A 16,134-nucleotide genomic window follows, 5' to 3' on the forward strand; every position below is an offset into this window, starting at 1 on the left:
GGTATGTATGGTTTACTCCTTTGGGTAAGATGAATTTTCACAAAAAAAACGGTAGCCAATCCCCATCTCTGTCATGATGTAGTGGGGGCGGGTAGGGTCATCTTCGATTTTTTTTCGTAAAGAGTTAATAAACGTTCGAAGATACTGCATCTCTTGTTGATATCCGACCCCCCAAACTTCTTTGAGTAAACGTGCATGGACTAACACTTGATTGGGATGGAGCATACAGTATTTGAGAAGATTGAATTCGGTTGGGGTGAGTTTTAGAAGCTGCGTATGTTTGTAGGCACTATGGAGTTGTGTGTCGATCGATAATGAACCGCATGTCAGAATAGGTGATGATGAATTCAAACCTGATGCGCGGCGATAAGCGCTCCGCATCCGAGCAAATAATTCATGCATTGAGAAAGGTTTCGTGACATAATCATCGGCACCCATATCGAGTGAAGTGACAATCTCTTTTTCATCATTACGGGCTGAGAGGATAATAATCGGTGTTGTCACTTCATGGCGTACCATTTTGATAAAGCTTTTGCCATCGCCATCTGGCAATCCTAAATCGAGGAGAATAATATCGGGCTTATGTACTTGAAAATGGCGGTGAGCACTTTTTAGATCTTCAGCAATGAGTGATTTGTATCCCTCTTGTTCCAAAGCAAACGAGAGCATTTTATGAAGCGCTTTGTCATCTTCAATGATGAGGACGAGTTCTTTCATAATAACTCTTTTGGACGAATATCAGGGTGTTTGATCGTCGGTAATATCACCTCTAAAAAGACTCCTCCATTGCCGTTATACGCAGTAATGACTCCTTGATGTGCGGTAACTATCTTTTTACAGATCGATAGTCCAATACCACTTCCCCCCATATCGGCAGTGTTCTCTAAACGGTAGAATTTTTCAAACATATTTTTGAGATCGGCTTTTTTGATGGGAGGGCTTTGATTAAAGACGCTAATCTGAATCGAATCGTTGAGGCTTTGGATCGTGAGCGAGATCAAGGTGTCGTCATTGGAATATTTTATTCCATTATCGAGGAGATTGACCAAAAGCCGCACCAGTAAAGCGGTATCTCCCCAAAAGAGAGGAAGCTCAGGATCGATAGAAGAGGCAATGAGTTGATGATCTTGATCAAACTCTTGGAGAGCAATACCCACTAAATCTTCCCAATCACACCATTGGGGCTGTAATAACGTTTGGGTATTTTGGAGTCGTGCACTGTCGAGGAGGTTGAGAATCAAGCGATTCATTTGTTGGCTTGATTGTTTGATTTGGACAACAATACGGTTATGATCTGATTCATTCAGCTTCTCTCTTTTGTGAAGGAGGGAAATATTTCCTATGATCGAGGAGAGCGGTGTTTTAAGATCATGCGAAAGGGTACTGAGCAATACATCTTTGATTGCAGTGGAATGGAGCCTTCGGGATTGAAACGTAATGATATAGCCGACAACGTAAAAAAGGATAAAACTCCATGCGTATATGAGATTATGGACATTGAAACTGTATTTAGGAGGGATGTAGAGCAAATCGAAAAGGATGACAGAGATCGTGGTGATAATCATAGTAGCAACCATATCACCGCGTAATGCGATGACCAATACAGGGATAAGATGAAGAATTGCAATATTGATCAAACCGATAGATTCAGTGAATCTTGTACCGATGAGTGTAATAAACACTTGTATAAAAAAAGGTAAGAAATAGTGTCGATAAGGGCGCAAGAAAATCATTTATTAAGTGTTGAAGCCAATTTTACTAACACGGTAATCACCAATCCGAATAAGATAACAAACTCTGTAATAACTAGCCAAATATTATCCAAAAAGTGCATGGATGTTCCTTGATTTTTTGTAAGGAAATTATAGAGTGTATGGTATCAATGAGGTATCAAGATTGACTAGGAGAGAGATTCCATAAATAAATGACTTTGCATAGGGTGATCTTGTTACGATTTGGCAAAGCAGTTATTTATGGAAATGAAATTTTAGTGTAGAGTGTATCAAAAAGGGATCAAAAAAGTGGTTCGGCTCAGTAGCCGAACATCATTTTGAGAATAAAGAAGAAAAGTGCTGCCATACCTGCTGCTGCGGGGAGGGTGATAATCCATGCCATAGCGATAGGTTTCATCAGTTTCCAGTTTGCATCTCGGTTGAGCATACCGATACCGATTACAGCACCGACGAGGATATGGGTGGAGGATACCGGAATCCCCATGACGGTTGCGAGGAGGATAACGAGTGTCGCACCCAACTCTGCGGCAAACCCGGTGACCGGGAAAATTTCAGTGATACGACTTCCGACAGTATCGATAACTTCTTTTCCGATAAACCAGAGTCCTGCTACCAACGCGACACCGAATGTTGCCATAGCAATGAAAGGGACGGGTGACTCGGTATTGATTTGTCCTGTTGCCAAAATATCGATAATAGCTGCAAATGGCCCGATAGCATTTGCGATGTCATTAGCCCCATGACTAAACGCGAAAGATGACGCGGTGAGGACTTGAAGCATGCTAAAAACACGCATTGTTGCTTTGTGAGGTGTATCTTTGTGCATTACTTTGATAATCGCATACACAACACCGTACATGAGGGTTGACATGACGGCAAGCAGCATATAGATTTGTACATCATTCAAACCCAGATCAGCATTTTTAAGCCCTTTAAACAACAACATCCCGGCAATCATCGCAGTTCCGAATGCTGCAACGATCGGGGCATGCGTACGTAGGGCATAAAAAGCATTTTGTTTTTTCTTGAGACGGTTTAGCTCATGTACCTGATCTTCATGCTGTGCTTTCTCTTCAGCAGTTGCCGTGGTTTCATCGTGCGCTGATTTTAACGTTGTGATTTGGGTTTTGATGTCATCAATATGGGCTTGTACGTTGTCGTTATAATCGAGGATATTCTTTTTCAAATACCAATAAATTCCATACGAGGCCATTCCTCCGAGTACAGGAGAAACCACCCAACTGATAGCAATCTTGACAATTTGATCCCAGTGAACGAGGGCAAAAACTGATTCACCTACTTCCATTGTTACATATCCAAGTGCGACAGATCCACCTAAAACCCCTCCAACGATTGAATGGGTTGTAGAGACAGGGTAGCCTTTAAAGGTTGCATACAGAAGCCATGTCCCTGCAGAGAGGAGGGACCCCATCATAACGAAAACAAGGAGCATTGGATCAAAATCCATTGCCGAAACATCGACAATCCCTTTTCGGATCGTATTCGTAACTTCCGCACCGGCGAGCATCGCACCGCCGAGTTCGAAAATAGCGGCAATCATTAGAGCTTGTTTAACAGTAAGTGTTTTAGCCCCTACACTCGTGCCAAAGGAGTTAGCAACATCGTTACCGCCGATATTGAATGCCATAAAGACCCCAAAAAGGGTAGCTAAAACAAAAAGAGTATAGTTGTTTTCGAGATAGTTAAATCCCCAGACCAAAAAAAATGTGGTCATAAGAACGAAAATACCGCCAAAAAAAAGATTGTCGCGTGAGAACATGAAAGCTCCAAGTGTAATATAACTGTAATTATATTACATAACAGCTACGAAAACATTACAAATTGATTACAAACTAGAAATGGAGAGTTTTGCCGCTAAAGGGCAAAACATTTATGGGAGAAGCGTTGCTTTAATAATTTTTTGAGTTTGAAGCGGTTTGTCACCACTGCGTTGTCCGTTGGTTTGAACATTATTAAGTTTTGACAATACATCATTCCCTGAAACAACACGACCGAAGATGGTATGGTACCCGTTAAGCCACGGAGTCGGTGCAGTCGTAATAAAAAACTGACTGCCATTAGTGCGAGGCCCCGCATTAGCCATTGCTAAAATACCTGCTTTATCAAAGACAACACCCGATTTAAATTCATCTTTGAACGGTTTTTTCCAGATAGATTCACCGCCGGCACCGGTTCCGGTTGGATCCCCGCCTTGTACCATAAAGTTTTTGATGATACGATGGAATGTCAAACCGTTGTAATAGCCGTTTTTGACATGAGTCGTAAAGTTTTCAACGGCCAGTGGGGCAACATTTTCATATAGCTCAAGGGTAATAGTACCTTGTGTCGTTTCCAAAGAAACACGTGGATGTTCTGCAGCTAAACTGAGGATTGACGTTAGTAATAAGGCAAGAATAAGGCGCATTAGCACTCCTGTGAACGTGGGTTGAATTTAAGACAAACAGAGTTGATACAATAGCGTAAACCAGTAGTTTTTGGGCCATCTGGAAAGACGTGTCCTAGATGAGCATCACAGGTATCGCATACTATTTCAACACGAATCATTCCGTGGCTTATATCACGATTTTCTTTGAGGGCATCAGGGGAAATAGGCTGATCATAACTTGGCCATCCAGTACCTGAATCAAATTTAGCGGAAGAATCGAACAAAGGGGTGCCACAGCACACACAGGTGTAGATTCCATCTCCTTTAAAATCGGCGTATTCTCCACTAAATGCTCGTTCCGTACCATGGTGACGAGCAACAGAATAGGCTTCAGGAGAAAGTAGTGTTTTCCACTCTTCATCACTCTTGATGATTTTCGGCATTACAGACCTCCGTTTTTAGTTTAGAATAGGAGATTATAGTCGCTGTTTCTGATGCACGGCTTAGCGCATAGTTGTAATTTTCAGAAGGGTCTGAAGTTAGCAGCAATAGATGCGAACACGATATACCGCTTAAGCACTCGATACTTGTAATGATAAGATCATCCATGTCTTGAGATTGCAGACTAAAATCAAGGGTTAACTTACGCGCATTGAGAGCTAAATATTCATCAATAGGGTCTTTATATAAGGGGATAAAGTTTGCATCTGCAACGACAAGAATTACCCCTTTCCCCCCATCAGAAGTATACTTTCGAAGTTCACAGAGGAGAGTAGGAAGAATTTCTTTATCGGTACATTCTACTGTTGATAATGAAGGTCTGCTGCGATATCCATAGGTTAAATGGACGTTGGTTTGTGAATCTAAGTTTTCATCTATGGAAGTGAAGAGAAGTGTTTTCGTAGGCATCTTAGCTTTGAGTTTTTCAATAAATCCGCTATCCATGCGATAACTATCATCACAAAAAATTGCCGTCGCATCTTGATAGGATTTAAGGTTATCAATTTCTTCTCGAATGTGAGTAAAAATAATTCGATTTAAATCGATGCTCAGTGCCCCATAGTACATCAAAGAGACAAACGCATCACGTAATAATTCGGATGCTAAAAGGGTAGGAGCTAGAATAACGACTTTCTCTTCATTATTGGTTAAAAGCATTAGCATTGCTTTTCGGATTAAGAGGGTACTTTTTCCACTTCCATAATCCCCATACAAGGTAGTACTGCCATGAAGCGTTATGGCTAAAAAATGATTTTGCTGCGGAGAGAGAAGTGAGCCGATTGGGTAGTTTGGAGTTGGTAAAAGAAATGTATGAGAGGCTAAAGCACCGATAATTTGAATACTAGAGAGAGGAACTGATTGATATTCACCGACTGTGTGGAGTTTGCTTTTGATGATATCGACGGTATCGTTTCCAAAAAGAATACGCTCTTTCGGGAGTAACGTATGAAAAGAAGAATCGAGAGCATCAAATTCAATTTCCGAGAGATTTTTCATCCAAATAAAACGTTGTACAGGGGTAAAGTTAAAAGAAAGGACATCTTCGAGTTTGGAGCGTATTTTTGCTTCTACCCCTTCTAAATGCGTTTCAGCCGGTCGTTTACTTTGTCGTGAAGAGCGTTCTACGGTTGCATTCTCAAGGTCAGAGGCTTTCCACTCGAGAGTTTCTCCAAAAAAGATACCATAGTGAGGGAGAAAAATAAGGGTATCGATTGGGGTAATACTATGGTGATGGTAGAGTTTAAATTGATGAAAAAATTTCCCTCCCTCTTTAATGACAAAAATTTTTAAAGGGATATTATCTTCAGATACATTGATGATTGGTTCTTTAGGTTTTGATGAAAAAAAGCGTGTTAAAAAAGAAAAGAACACCGAAAAAACCTTTTAACATAATTTTAGTTGATTGTTGAGAGTATGGTTTGCAATAACGATTATAACCAATTTTCAATGTTACAATGTAAATATAGGAAGAAATGAGAGAAGAGAGGGGGATAATTCCCCCTGACATGAGAAGGAATTATTTTCCAGCAGCAACAGAATCTTTAAGACTTTTGCCTGGTTTGAATTTTGGAACCATTTTATCAGCAGTGCTGTAAGTTTTGGTTGTTCCTGGAACTTTACCGCTTTTCCCTTTTTGAAGAGAAGCTGCAAAACTTCCGAATCCTACCAATGAAACTTCTTCTTTCGCAACAAGAGCAGCAGTTACCGCTTCTGTGAAAGCTTTAATAGCTGTTTCAGCTTCAACTTTTGTTTTGTAACTACCACTTTTTTGAACCAACTCTACGAATTGCGCTTTATTCATTTATTGCCCTTGATTTAGATATGCGAATAACACTCAAACTCCCCATGTACACGAGGTGTTAATAGGAAAAGTGTTTTAGCCGCGAATACTTTAATATCTCTTAGCTTAAATTTTTCTTCTTTTTTGTATTTTATTGAATAGTTTGGTGATTTTGTGGTTTTTTAGGCTTATTTTGAGCCAATTTTTTGTACTACGGGGTAATAAGAGAGACGTGTTTAAGATTTTAGTATCTAAATGACGTGAAAGATTTTTACTCCAAACAGACCATTTTTGTGTGAAATTTCCCGAAGATGATATGGATAAAAAAACATCTTCCAATCCGATACGTTCTTGTTCACTTAAACTGCTGCTCATCCTCTACCCTTTTAGTTTATTTATTTTTCGGACGACCCGAATGATTTCATCATCTTCTAACATACCCAACATATCGATGACTGCTTTTGCAGCTTGAGGTTTTGCGTTCCCCAGTCTCCAGTCTTGATACGTTCGCATGGAAATACCAAGTTCTCCAGCCATCTCTTTTTGAGATATCTTCTTACCGTTGTGTCCCGCCTCAACGGCATTGTGAAGAAGATTAAAGAGATCACTCATTTCCATCGCTCCATTGTAATATCCTTTTCTTAAAATAAACATTAAACCGTATAAAGTATTCGTAATAAATTACTAAAACTTCGTATATATGTATTAAAGTAACATAATAATTTATAAAGCATTTGTTATACCAGTTTTAAAATCAAATAAACAGTATGAAATATACAGAATACCGTATATAAGTTGCATCTTAATTTAGAAATTTGTAGAATAAATGTGGTATGAGCATGAGAGATTGTGGTACTGAGATAAGTGAGTGGTTAAAGCGAAGCAAAAATTAGTAGAAGAATTTAGAAGAGGGCCAAGCCCTTTTAAGTGATATTAAGAGAGAAAATCGGTGTAATCGTATTTTGAGAGGTCGACGTAAAACTCTCCCTCTTTTTGTATGACACGGATATCTGATCCATAGGAAAGTTCAAATCGGCGTTTTACCATTTTGCGCGCTTCGGAACCCATGCCGATAAATTTAAGGTACCGTTTTAGCTCAATGACTCCTGTCGGAAGCGTAGGCGATACTGCCGTTGGGGTACTGATGTCTACATCGTGGATTGCGTTGTTTTGTGAAAGTAGCAGTTTGGTATTAATAACGTCTAAAAGATTTTTGAGCTGTTCATCTTTTGAGGTGTAGATCTCTTCGATCCGTTCGCGTTCAGCAATGAGCATTTGCTCTTTGTCATTAACTAAGCGATCTACTTTGGCTTCAAGTTCTTTGATTTTGAGTTTAAGTTGTTGATTCTCTTTTTGGTAGAGAGCAATAATCATCCCCACGGTTGTTTTTTGAGGTGCTGGTGCTGGAGGCGGAGTAGGTTTAGTACTTTGGGAAATTTCGAGACGTTTTTCTTCATCCAGTGAACTTCGAGGAACAATAATATAGGTTATCCCCCCCTCAATAATATAGTTGAGACGTTTGGTTCGTAGTTTATTTTGGATCATCTCTTTTGACATTTTAAATGTCTTTGCATATTCATCGATTGTAAAACGCACACATCCTCCTTTTTTATGATGTTAAGCACTTTCCGGGCAAAGCCCTAAAAGTGGCAGGGACAAATGTCCCTACAACCCCCTAAAGCTTCTCGCATAACTGATTGTGTTATCTTACCAAAAAAATCATTGCAGAGAATTATCGTTTTTTTGGAGGGGGTGAAAAGCTAATTTTTGGAGGGGGGATAATCCCTCCATGTCGCATCCAAATAAGATAACCGTTACGGGTAATGTTGTGTTTGTCTTGGAAAGTATGAAGAGAGCTGTGGCGAAAGTCACATTTTTCGAGGAGAAGGCGGAAATCATTGTGGTGCATTAAAAACTCTTGGAGTGTTGTATAAGCACGATCTGAAATAATGACGGTACTGATAATGAGGTTTTTAATCTCTATGTAGCGGGCACATTCATTGAGTCCATCGCCGACGAAATTTTCATGTCCTAAAATATCTTCAAAACGATGTACTTTTCCCGTATGTACAGCAACTCTAATCCCTTTAAAATAAGGGTACTCATTAGCGATAAAATCAGAAAAATGGATCAAAGAGAGCCCTAAAATAGGGCCAAATCCTTTGAGGCTTGGATGTAAAATACAGTAAAACCCATCTCCGGTAGGGATAATGCCCTGAAGCATTTTCGCCATAGGAATGTCGGAAGATGTGAGCATTTTTTGAATCATTTTTTTGTAGGTGAGAGAGAGATACGAGATTAGCTCTAACTGTTCATCCATCGATAGTCGAGAGAAGTCAATAATGTCAATAAGGACAATGTCAGTATCAATAGCTCGTGCGCTCATAAGTTAATCCAGATGGTTTTGTAATATAATCATTGTAATCTAATTTGGCTGAGAGAGCCTAAATATTCACGAGTGAGTTTTCGAAAATGTTTCGAAAATGTGTTAGTATTCCCGAAATCTATAGTATTAGGCCCTTGAGCATGCAAAAAAGAACGAAAATATTAGCGACTGTCGGTCCCGCTTCTGATAAAGTAGAAACCCTTAGTGCTTTGATTAAAGCAGGTGTTAATGTTTTTCGGCTCAATTTTTCGCATGGGAATCATGAATACCATGCAGAAGTTCTCTCAAATATCCGTACCGCAATGCGTGAAACCGGATTAATCGTAGGGGTGATGCAAGATATTAGCGGACCGAAAATTCGTGTCGGTAAGCTCAAAGAAGATTTTTACTTTGAAAGTGGGGATAGACTCGATTTTTACTATGAAAGTGAGATTGGAGAGCAAATTTCCGCAAATCATTATCGTATTTCGATCACTGAAAGTACTATTTTGCGGATGTTAAAGAGTGGCGATTTCGTCTATTTGTATGATGGGCTTATTCGTGCCCGTATTGTGGCTGTAAACGAAGAGTATCTCCAAGCAGTGATCGAAAATAAAGGAAAGCTCTCCTCCAATAAAGGGATTAATTTTCCAAATACACGACTCGGCATCAACATTTTGACTGAAAAAGACAAAGTGGATATGGCATGGGGAATCGCTAACAAAGTTGATTTTATGGCGATCTCTTTTGTCCAAAATGGCCAAGATATGATAAATGCGCGTGAGGTGATTCGCTCATGTAACGGAGATGTTCAGCTTTTCGCAAAAATTGAAAAATTTGATGCTGTGGAGAACATCGACGAAATTTTGCGCCATTCGGATGGGATCATGGTTGCACGGGGAGATTTGGGGATTGAGGTTCCCTATTATCGTGTTCCGACCATTCAAAAAATGTTGATTGAGAAAGCGAATGAACACTCAAAACCGGTCATTACTGCAACGCAGATGTTATTATCGATGACGGAAAAAGATATGGCGACACGTGCAGAGATCAGTGATGTCGCGAATGCGGTTTTGGATGGGACGGATGCGGTAATGCTTTCTGAGGAGAGTGCCATTGGTCACAATCCTGTCCTTAGTGTTGAAACGATGGTAAATACGATTCAAGCGATCGAAGAGATCTATCCGTTCGGTAAGTTTGATTTTGCCTATAATGATGCGATGGACGTGGTGAATGAATCAGCTGTTCGATTGGGCGATTCATTGAGTGCGGAGGGGATTATTGCGATGACAACATCAGGTTCTTCGGCCAAAAAACTCTCTCGATACCGCCCACGTATGACGATATATGCTGCGACGCACGAAGAAAGAATTGCACGATTGCTAACAATTGTGTGGGGTGTAGTGCCTGCTTATCTCATTAAAAAAGGTCGTATTGAAGAGATGTTAAGTGACATTATCAAAAGTGGTTTGAAGCGGGAAATAATTGATAAAAGCCAAACTTATATCTTTACGGCAGGATATCCGATCGGCACCCCTGGCACGACCAATATCATCCGGATTTTACGCGAAAATGAGATCACTTTTTTCGGAGAGACAAAGTCTTATCCAAGTAAAACTAAAAAAAGTGACGAAAACGCGATTGCTACCTTGTTTTAAATTTTACAACCGTGTGCAAATCATGGACTAAAAATTGCTTTTATCCGCCGAGGGGCCTAAACGTTTGTTTCGTCACATCTTTTGCCCCTCAAAACCGCTCACCTTTACGCTACAATTACCCTTATGAAAACCGATACCGTATTTACCAAACCCATTTCAAAACAGTTTGAATTTGATGCTGAAGTTGCTGCTGTCTTTGATGATATGCTTCTGCGTTCTGTCCCCTTTTATAAAGAGTCACAGACCCTTACGCGCCGATTTGCGATGAACGCCCTAAATGATGGAGGAATCGTCTATGACTTAGGGTGCTCCACCGCTTCTTTACTGCTTGAAATTGAGCGCTCGGTAGGAAAAAATACAGGAACCCGATTAATCGGAATTGATAATTCCTCGGCAATGATAGAACATGCCCGTAAAAAAATTGAAGTATACGGTTCACAGATCGAATTACATGAGGGAGATATTTTGAAATTCACTTATGAGCGAGCCCAAGTAATTATCAGTAACTATACCTTACAGTTTATTCGTCCGATGCTCCGTGACACCCTTGTAAGAACGATCGGAGATACTTTAAATGAGGGTGGGGTCTTTATTTTCAGTGAAAAAGTGGTGAGTGAAGATCCGAAACTAAACAAAGAGTTGATTGATTGTTACTATGATTTTAAAAAGGTACAAGGATACAGCGAATACGAGATTGTCCAAAAACGCGAAGCCCTTGAAAATGTTCTTATCCCCTATACGATGAACGAAAACATACAAATGGCCAAAAACAATGGGTTTAAAACTTGTGAAGTACTTTTTCGTTGGGCTAATTTCGCCACGTTTATCGCTATCAAATAAATATTAGCGGACACTTCCGATACTAGGATCTTGGGAGGGTTTGAGGACATCAATGACCTCTTGGTACTCAACGATATTTTTATCGCATTGTTTATGATAGTACCCTTGTGCATCGTAATACTCTTCACAATTGTTGTAATACTTTAGACTTACCCCTCGGTCGTTAAAGCATCCGCTTAAAAAGAGAGGCAACAAAAAAAATAAAGTATGTATTTTCATAAAGTTATTGTATCTCATCTGGGTTTAAACCCATCCTTACTCTTACAAAATTCCTGTAAAAAACATTCGCTATCACATTTTGGATTCTTGGCGGTACAGATATAGCGCCCGAATAAAACCAAACCTTGATGGAGCTGATGAAGATTGGTTTTAAATTTTTTGACCAAAGTCTCTTCGGTAGCAATCGCGCTCACATCACTACTCAATCCTAATCGGTGTGAGACCCGAAAGACGTGAGTATCAACCGCCATGAGGTTTGCTTGTGTGTATTCGATTAAGACAACGTGTGCGGTTTTTTGACCCACACCTGCTAGGGTTACCAGCTCTTTTTCATCCAGAGGGATTTTTCCGCCGTACACATTAACCACCCGCTTTGCCATGCTAATAAGGTTGATTGCTTTATTATTGAAAAATGAACAGCTTTGAATTAGTTTTTTGACCTCTTGGATATCCGCATTTGCAAGATCTTCAGGAGTTGGATAGGATTCAAATAAGGCGGGAGTGATGAGATTAACCCGTTTGTCAGTACACTGAGCAGAGAGGGCTACCGCAATAACCAACTCATAAGCATTAGTGTAGCTGAGTTCCGTTACCGCCTCGGAGTATCGCTCCACAAGAGATGATTTAATCGCGTCAATCTCTTTTTTGGTTGCTTTTTTCATCCCTAAAATCCATTTTTTGATGCGTATTGTAACATGTGTGTTGAAAAATAGTTGGTGAGTGAGAATTTTGTGTTACAATAAACACTTTCAATTAAAATAGAGGAGATGGTTTTGGGATTACTCGGTGCACTTCAAAAATTTTTCAGTAAAGATAAAAATCGTTTTGCCCAAGAGGGTGAACAAACGATCAATAAAGACCTTTTTTATAAAGTCTTGGATACCGATACGGATCCGCTCCTTTTTTTTACCAAAGAGAACGGATGGATAGGGGCAAATAAAGCATTTTTCAATTTAGTACCTATCCAAAATATCGAACAGCTTCGAAACAATTATGAAAGCATTCGGGAACTCTTTGATCATGAAGATGAAGAGGTATTTACTGAATTTGATAAAAGTTGGCTTGATTATATTCGCACCCATTGTACAAGCGGGTATGGGTTGGGGATTATCGACCCTTCGGGGAAAATGCATGCAATGTCAGCTACTTCTACTCTGATACAAGAGGGGGGTACCGATTTATATCTGCTTCGACTTGCAGATCAAAGCAATTTGGTAGATCTTAAAGCAGAAGTGGTTAAAGTCGAACAGCTAAAAAGTAAATTTTTAGCCAACATCGGACATGAATTTCGCACCCCGATGAATGGTATCTTGGGCTTTATCGAACTCCTCTCCAAAACATCTCCAAATGATACACAGCTAGAATACATCCATTCTGTCCAAGGTTCTGCACGTAATCTAATGTCTAATATTGAAAATCTTCTGGATTTAGCTCAAATGCAAAACGGTCGATTAAGCATCAGTAAAAGCGAATTTAATATTGTTGCCGAAATGGAAGAGTTAGCTCGCAGTTCAGCCTCTATGGGAATTGATAAAGGGGTAGGGATTTTATGTTTTATTGATCCGAAACTCCCTACATATATTACTGGTGATATTCGTAAAATTAAGCAAGTGATCAATAATCTTTTTAGCAATGCTCTTAAATTTACCCATTCGGGCGGACGAATAACGATTGAAGTAAAACTTTTGAAACGCAATACGACTGGAACATGTAATATAGGGTTTAGCGTCAAAGATACAGGAAAAGGGATTAGCAAATCAGAATTGAGCTATATCACCAGACCTTTTGTTTCCGGTGATCATGCGGATAACCGTTTGGGGGTTGGGCTCAGTCTTTCTCACGGTTTGATTTCATTAATGGGTGGAGAACTTAAAATTACCAGTGATGAAGGGAAAGGTTCTTCTTTTAGTTTCGCATTGACATTGGAGGGTTCATCTGATCATGCAATGCAGATGATTAATGCCCATAATGTTAAAGTAGTGCTTGTAGATGAGAAAAAGCTAGATGATGCCAACCATTTGACCAACTATTTACGTAGTTTTGGAGTCAGTGTTACCAAAGCACAAGTGATCGATGAGACTATTTTTAACGATACCGAAGTGGTTTATTTGATCGGGTCACAAGAAAAAAGCGATTGGGCGATAAACCTCGCACGATTAAAGCGGGAGTGCAAAACGGTTCTATTACTGGAAGAACATGAACGACTGCAAGCAAAAATGCTCCATGTCGTTGATCTCTCTTTGTCTAAACCGCTTTTACCTACTTCTTTATTGGAGCATTTGATTGAGGTATTTGGTATTGTAAAAGAGATACCGATAACGATTCCTCAAATTCAACGGGGAATAAGTGCATTGGTTGTTGAGGATAATCTCATCAATCAACGTTTGATCAAGCTTTTACTTAAAGAATATGGGATCAATGTTATTGCAGTTTCGAATGGGGATGAAGCGGTAGAAACATGCCGAGAGAAAACATTTGACATTGTCTTTATGGATATCGATATGCCGATTAAAGATGGAATCTTAGCAACGCAGGAGATCAAAGCAGAAGAGGGACCTACTCGTGTAGGACGTATGCCGATTATCGCGTTGACGGCTTTGGCGATGGAAGGTGATCGGGAGTATATCTTAGGACGTGGTTTGGATGATTATCTATCAAAACCACTTACGCGTGAAAAATTGGAGTATGTTCTTCACAAATACTTACATGTAAAAGTATAAGGAATAATAATGATTTACAGAGAAAGTTTTGAAAATGATTACCCTTCTTTAATCGGCTTACTCACCTCTTGTGCCCATTTACATTCTGATCCGATGGTTTACACCGATTTAGCCGGAACGTTCATTGGATGCAATGAGCTGCTAATGGAGCTTTTGCACGTTGAACACTTGGATGATATCCCCCCTTTGAACGATTGGTTTTTTCCGCAGGGGGTAGATATCTCCTACCTTCTTTCAAAATCAGGGGATTATCGCGGGAAAATCCATACTGAAGATACAAATTATGATGTTTCGGTGAAATCGGAAGTGTTTGTATTAGAAGCTTATCCTGTTGTTGGTGTGGTATTCCGAGATGTGTCGATCATTGAACGTGCGCGCGCGGCTGAACGTTATTTTGATCAGTTCAAAAATAAATTTTTAACCAATATTTCCCATGAATTCCGTACTCCGATGAATGCGATTATCGGATTTAGTGATTTGCTTAAAAGCTCTCCTTTGAGTTCATGGCAACAAGAATACGTGCAGATGAGCAGTCGAAGCGCCCAATCCATGATGCGTAATATTGAAAATCTTTTAGAACTGATGCAGGTTGAAAGCGGAAGTGTCCATACGAATCCTACTTTGTTTAATCCTTTAGAAGTATTTGAGAATTTTTCGCAGCAATTTTGTGATTTAGCACTTTCCAAAGAGATTGGGCTGATGTTCTTAATTGATCCGCATTTGCCAAAAACGATGATTGGTGATCAAGATAAACTTCTTGCTATTATGCGTAATCTGATCCAAAACGGTGTTAAATTTACCGAAGAGGGCGGGCGTGTTCTTGTTGAGATTCTTATCGTTCAAGAAGAAGGGAATTTCGTCGAAGTCGAATATGCCGTGAGTGATACGGGGTGTGGTATTGAGCAGGAAAAAATCAAAACGCTTCTCCGTCCGTTTGCTTCAGCTTGGGATAATCAGCGACGCGGTAAAGATGGACTGGGAATCGGTTTGAGTTTAAGTCATAAATACGTAGATATGATGGATTCTCATTTAATGCTTGCATCAGAAAATGGTAAAGGGTCACGTTTTTCTTTCCGTGTCATGCATCAGATCAATGAAGAGGGAATCTTTGATTTTGTCGAAGGGACCCGTGCGGCGATTTATGCTCCGGAACATCAACTTTCTCCTCAAGGTGCTTTACTTTATAAATATCTTGAACTTTTTCATGTTGAGACGAAAAGCGTACACGATTTCATTAATACGACATTATCTGAGAGTGATATTCTGTTTATCGACCTACCGCATATTCCAAAAGCCCAAATCGATGCCATTAAGTCTACGTATCCAAATTTGGGGATAGTACCACTAATGAAACTCGATTATGGGGAAAAAGCCGATTCTATTATCGACACCGTCTCGTCGATTGTAACGTTGCCGATTTTACCAAGTTCGCTTCATAAAACCTTGGCTGTTATCTGGAAAACGATGCCAAAAGAGTATGTTTCGAACTCTTTAGAAGCACAAAGTATCCCACGTGCAGAAAATATTAAAATCTTAGTGGCTGAAGATAATCTTATTAATCTAAAACTGCTTGAGACGATTTTACTACAAGAACATTTCCGCGTTGTCGCGGTAGATAATGGTCAAAAAGCAGTTGATGTGTATTTGAAAGATCATTTTGATTTGGTTTTGATGGATATTGATATGCCGGTTATGGACGGATTGATGGCAAATCGATTGATTAAAGAGATTGACAAGCGTGATAACAGAGGTTTCGTCCCTGTGATTGCCTTGACGGCACATGCATTGATCGGCGATCGCGAACGGATTGTTGCCGCTGGTTTGGATGCCCATTTGGCAAAACCTATCGATAAACATTTCCTGTTACAGACAATCGATCGATATTTAAAAATTGCACAGCAGAAACGACAAAGTAACATCGTTTAATATTGA

General features: G+C 39.7%; 16 protein-coding genes. 4 read left to right on the plus strand and 12 right to left on the minus strand.

Annotated features, from left to right (window positions below; genetic code table 11):
• Nucleotides 1–12 precede the first annotated feature (12 nt).
• From PHR02_RS02040 to PHR02_RS02085, 10 genes are all read right to left on the minus strand, one after another.
• Nucleotides 13–717, minus strand: coding sequence for a response regulator transcription factor (locus PHR02_RS02040; RefSeq protein ID WP_299988214.1), 705 nt, complete (start codon nucleotides 715–717; stop codon nucleotides 13–15).
• On the minus strand, nucleotides 714–1,733 hold the full coding sequence (locus tag PHR02_RS02045) for an ATP-binding protein (protein WP_299988216.1): 1,020 nt from the start codon (nucleotides 1,731–1,733) through the stop codon (nucleotides 714–716). The genes PHR02_RS02040 and PHR02_RS02045 overlap by 4 nt, the downstream gene beginning before the upstream one ends.
• Nucleotides 1,734–2,031: 298 nt before the next feature.
• Nucleotides 2,032–3,513, minus strand: coding sequence for an inorganic phosphate transporter (locus tag PHR02_RS02050; RefSeq protein ID WP_299988219.1), 1,482 nt, complete (start codon nucleotides 3,511–3,513; stop codon nucleotides 2,032–2,034).
• 111 nt (nucleotides 3,514–3,624) lie between these two features.
• A complete protein-coding gene (locus PHR02_RS02055) occupies nucleotides 3,625–4,158 on the minus strand; it encodes a peptidylprolyl isomerase (RefSeq protein ID WP_299988222.1) in 534 nt (177 codons plus the stop codon).
• The gene (gene msrB / locus PHR02_RS02060) at nucleotides 4,158–4,562 is read right to left on the minus strand and encodes a peptide-methionine (R)-S-oxide reductase MsrB (RefSeq protein WP_299988225.1); all 405 of its coding nucleotides are present in this window, start codon (nucleotides 4,560–4,562) and stop codon (nucleotides 4,158–4,160) included. The genes PHR02_RS02055 and msrB overlap by 1 nt, the downstream gene beginning before the upstream one ends.
• On the minus strand, nucleotides 4,540–5,991 hold the full coding sequence (locus PHR02_RS02065; protein WP_299988228.1) for a hypothetical protein: 1,452 nt from the start codon (nucleotides 5,989–5,991) through the stop codon (nucleotides 4,540–4,542). The genes msrB and PHR02_RS02065 overlap by 23 nt, the downstream gene beginning before the upstream one ends.
• A 145-nt stretch (nucleotides 5,992–6,136) precedes the next feature.
• The gene (locus PHR02_RS02070) at nucleotides 6,137–6,421 is read right to left on the minus strand and encodes an HU family DNA-binding protein (protein WP_299988231.1); all 285 of its coding nucleotides are present in this window, start codon (nucleotides 6,419–6,421) and stop codon (nucleotides 6,137–6,139) included.
• Nucleotides 6,422–6,778: 357 nt separating this feature from the next.
• Complete coding sequence (locus PHR02_RS02075; RefSeq protein ID WP_299988349.1) at nucleotides 6,779–7,018, minus strand: helix-turn-helix transcriptional regulator; 240 nt, start codon at nucleotides 7,016–7,018, stop codon at nucleotides 6,779–6,781.
• Between the two features lie 315 nt (nucleotides 7,019–7,333).
• Nucleotides 7,334–7,996 carry a hypothetical protein gene (locus PHR02_RS02080; protein ID WP_299988234.1) on the minus strand — a complete coding sequence of 221 codons (663 nt, stop codon included), beginning with the start codon at nucleotides 7,994–7,996 and terminating at the stop codon, nucleotides 7,334–7,336.
• A 136-nt stretch (nucleotides 7,997–8,132) separates the two neighbouring features.
• Nucleotides 8,133–8,786, minus strand: a complete 654-nt coding sequence (locus PHR02_RS02085) for a hypothetical protein (RefSeq protein ID WP_299988237.1) — start codon at nucleotides 8,784–8,786, stop codon at nucleotides 8,133–8,135.
• Between the two features lie 140 nt (nucleotides 8,787–8,926).
• Here PHR02_RS02085 and pyk point away from each other — a divergent pair, with 140 nt between their 5' ends.
• Together pyk and cmoA are read left to right on the plus strand one after the other, a co-directional pair.
• On the plus strand, nucleotides 8,927–10,423 hold the full coding sequence (gene pyk, locus PHR02_RS02090; protein ID WP_299988239.1) for a pyruvate kinase: 1,497 nt from the start codon (nucleotides 8,927–8,929) through the stop codon (nucleotides 10,421–10,423).
• A gap of 123 nt (nucleotides 10,424–10,546) precedes the next feature.
• Nucleotides 10,547–11,263 (plus strand): carboxy-S-adenosyl-L-methionine synthase CmoA, encoded by a 717-nt coding sequence (gene cmoA, locus PHR02_RS02095; RefSeq protein WP_299988241.1) that lies wholly within the window; start codon nucleotides 10,547–10,549, stop codon nucleotides 11,261–11,263.
• 3 nt (nucleotides 11,264–11,266) lie between these two features.
• Here the strand turns inward: cmoA and PHR02_RS02100 are convergent, their stop codons facing one another.
• Both PHR02_RS02100 and nth read right to left on the minus strand, forming a co-directional pair.
• Nucleotides 11,267–11,482: a hypothetical protein gene (locus tag PHR02_RS02100; RefSeq protein ID WP_299988243.1), complete on the minus strand. Its 216-nt coding sequence runs from the start codon at nucleotides 11,480–11,482 to the stop codon at nucleotides 11,267–11,269.
• Nucleotides 11,483–11,496: 14 nt separating this feature from the next.
• Complete coding sequence (gene nth, locus PHR02_RS02105; protein WP_299988246.1) at nucleotides 11,497–12,144, minus strand: endonuclease III; 648 nt, start codon at nucleotides 12,142–12,144, stop codon at nucleotides 11,497–11,499.
• A 111-nt stretch (nucleotides 12,145–12,255) separates the two neighbouring features.
• Between nth and PHR02_RS02110 the strand changes: the two genes are divergently transcribed.
• Together PHR02_RS02110 and PHR02_RS02115 are read left to right on the plus strand one after the other, a co-directional pair.
• Nucleotides 12,256–14,202 (plus strand): response regulator, encoded by a 1,947-nt coding sequence (locus PHR02_RS02110; protein WP_299988249.1) that lies wholly within the window; start codon nucleotides 12,256–12,258, stop codon nucleotides 14,200–14,202.
• A gap of 9 nt (nucleotides 14,203–14,211) precedes the next feature.
• Nucleotides 14,212–16,128: a response regulator gene (locus PHR02_RS02115; protein ID WP_299988252.1), complete on the plus strand. Its 1,917-nt coding sequence runs from the start codon at nucleotides 14,212–14,214 to the stop codon at nucleotides 16,126–16,128.
• The last annotated feature ends 6 nt before the right edge of the window (nucleotides 16,129–16,134 follow it).

The sequence above is a fragment of the Sulfuricurvum sp. genome, from assembly GCF_028688295.1.
Taxonomy (GTDB): Bacteria; Campylobacterota; Campylobacteria; order Campylobacterales; family Sulfurimonadaceae; genus Sulfuricurvum.

Coding starts and splice junctions, on each gene's coding strand:
- cmoA (WP_299988241.1), top strand. CDS start 10,547: ATGAAAACCGATACCGTATTTACCAAACCCATTTCAAAACAGTTTGAA.
- PHR02_RS02070 (WP_299988231.1), bottom strand. CDS start 6,421: ATGAATAAAGCGCAATTCGTAGAGTTGGTTCAAAAAAGTGGTAGTTAC.
- PHR02_RS02045 (WP_299988216.1), bottom strand. CDS start 1,733: ATGATTTTCTTGCGCCCTTATCGACACTATTTCTTACCTTTTTTTATA.
- PHR02_RS02055 (WP_299988222.1), bottom strand. CDS start 4,158: ATGCGCCTTATTCTTGCCTTATTACTAACGTCAATCCTCAGTTTAGCT.
- PHR02_RS02100 (WP_299988243.1), bottom strand. CDS start 11,482: ATGAAAATACATACTTTATTTTTTTTGTTGCCTCTCTTTTTAAGCGGA.
- nth (WP_299988246.1), bottom strand. CDS start 12,144: ATGAAAAAAGCAACCAAAAAAGAGATTGACGCGATTAAATCATCTCTT.
- msrB (WP_299988225.1), bottom strand. CDS start 4,562: ATGCCGAAAATCATCAAGAGTGATGAAGAGTGGAAAACACTACTTTCT.
- pyk (WP_299988239.1), top strand. CDS start 8,927: ATGCAAAAAAGAACGAAAATATTAGCGACTGTCGGTCCCGCTTCTGAT.
- PHR02_RS02085 (WP_299988237.1), bottom strand. CDS start 8,786: ATGAGCGCACGAGCTATTGATACTGACATTGTCCTTATTGACATTATT.
- PHR02_RS02040 (WP_299988214.1), bottom strand. CDS start 717: ATGAAAGAACTCGTCCTCATCATTGAAGATGACAAAGCGCTTCATAAA.
- PHR02_RS02075 (WP_299988349.1), bottom strand. CDS start 7,018: ATGGAAATGAGTGATCTCTTTAATCTTCTTCACAATGCCGTTGAGGCG.
- PHR02_RS02115 (WP_299988252.1), top strand. CDS start 14,212: ATGATTTACAGAGAAAGTTTTGAAAATGATTACCCTTCTTTAATCGGC.
- PHR02_RS02050 (WP_299988219.1), bottom strand. CDS start 3,513: ATGTTCTCACGCGACAATCTTTTTTTTGGCGGTATTTTCGTTCTTATG.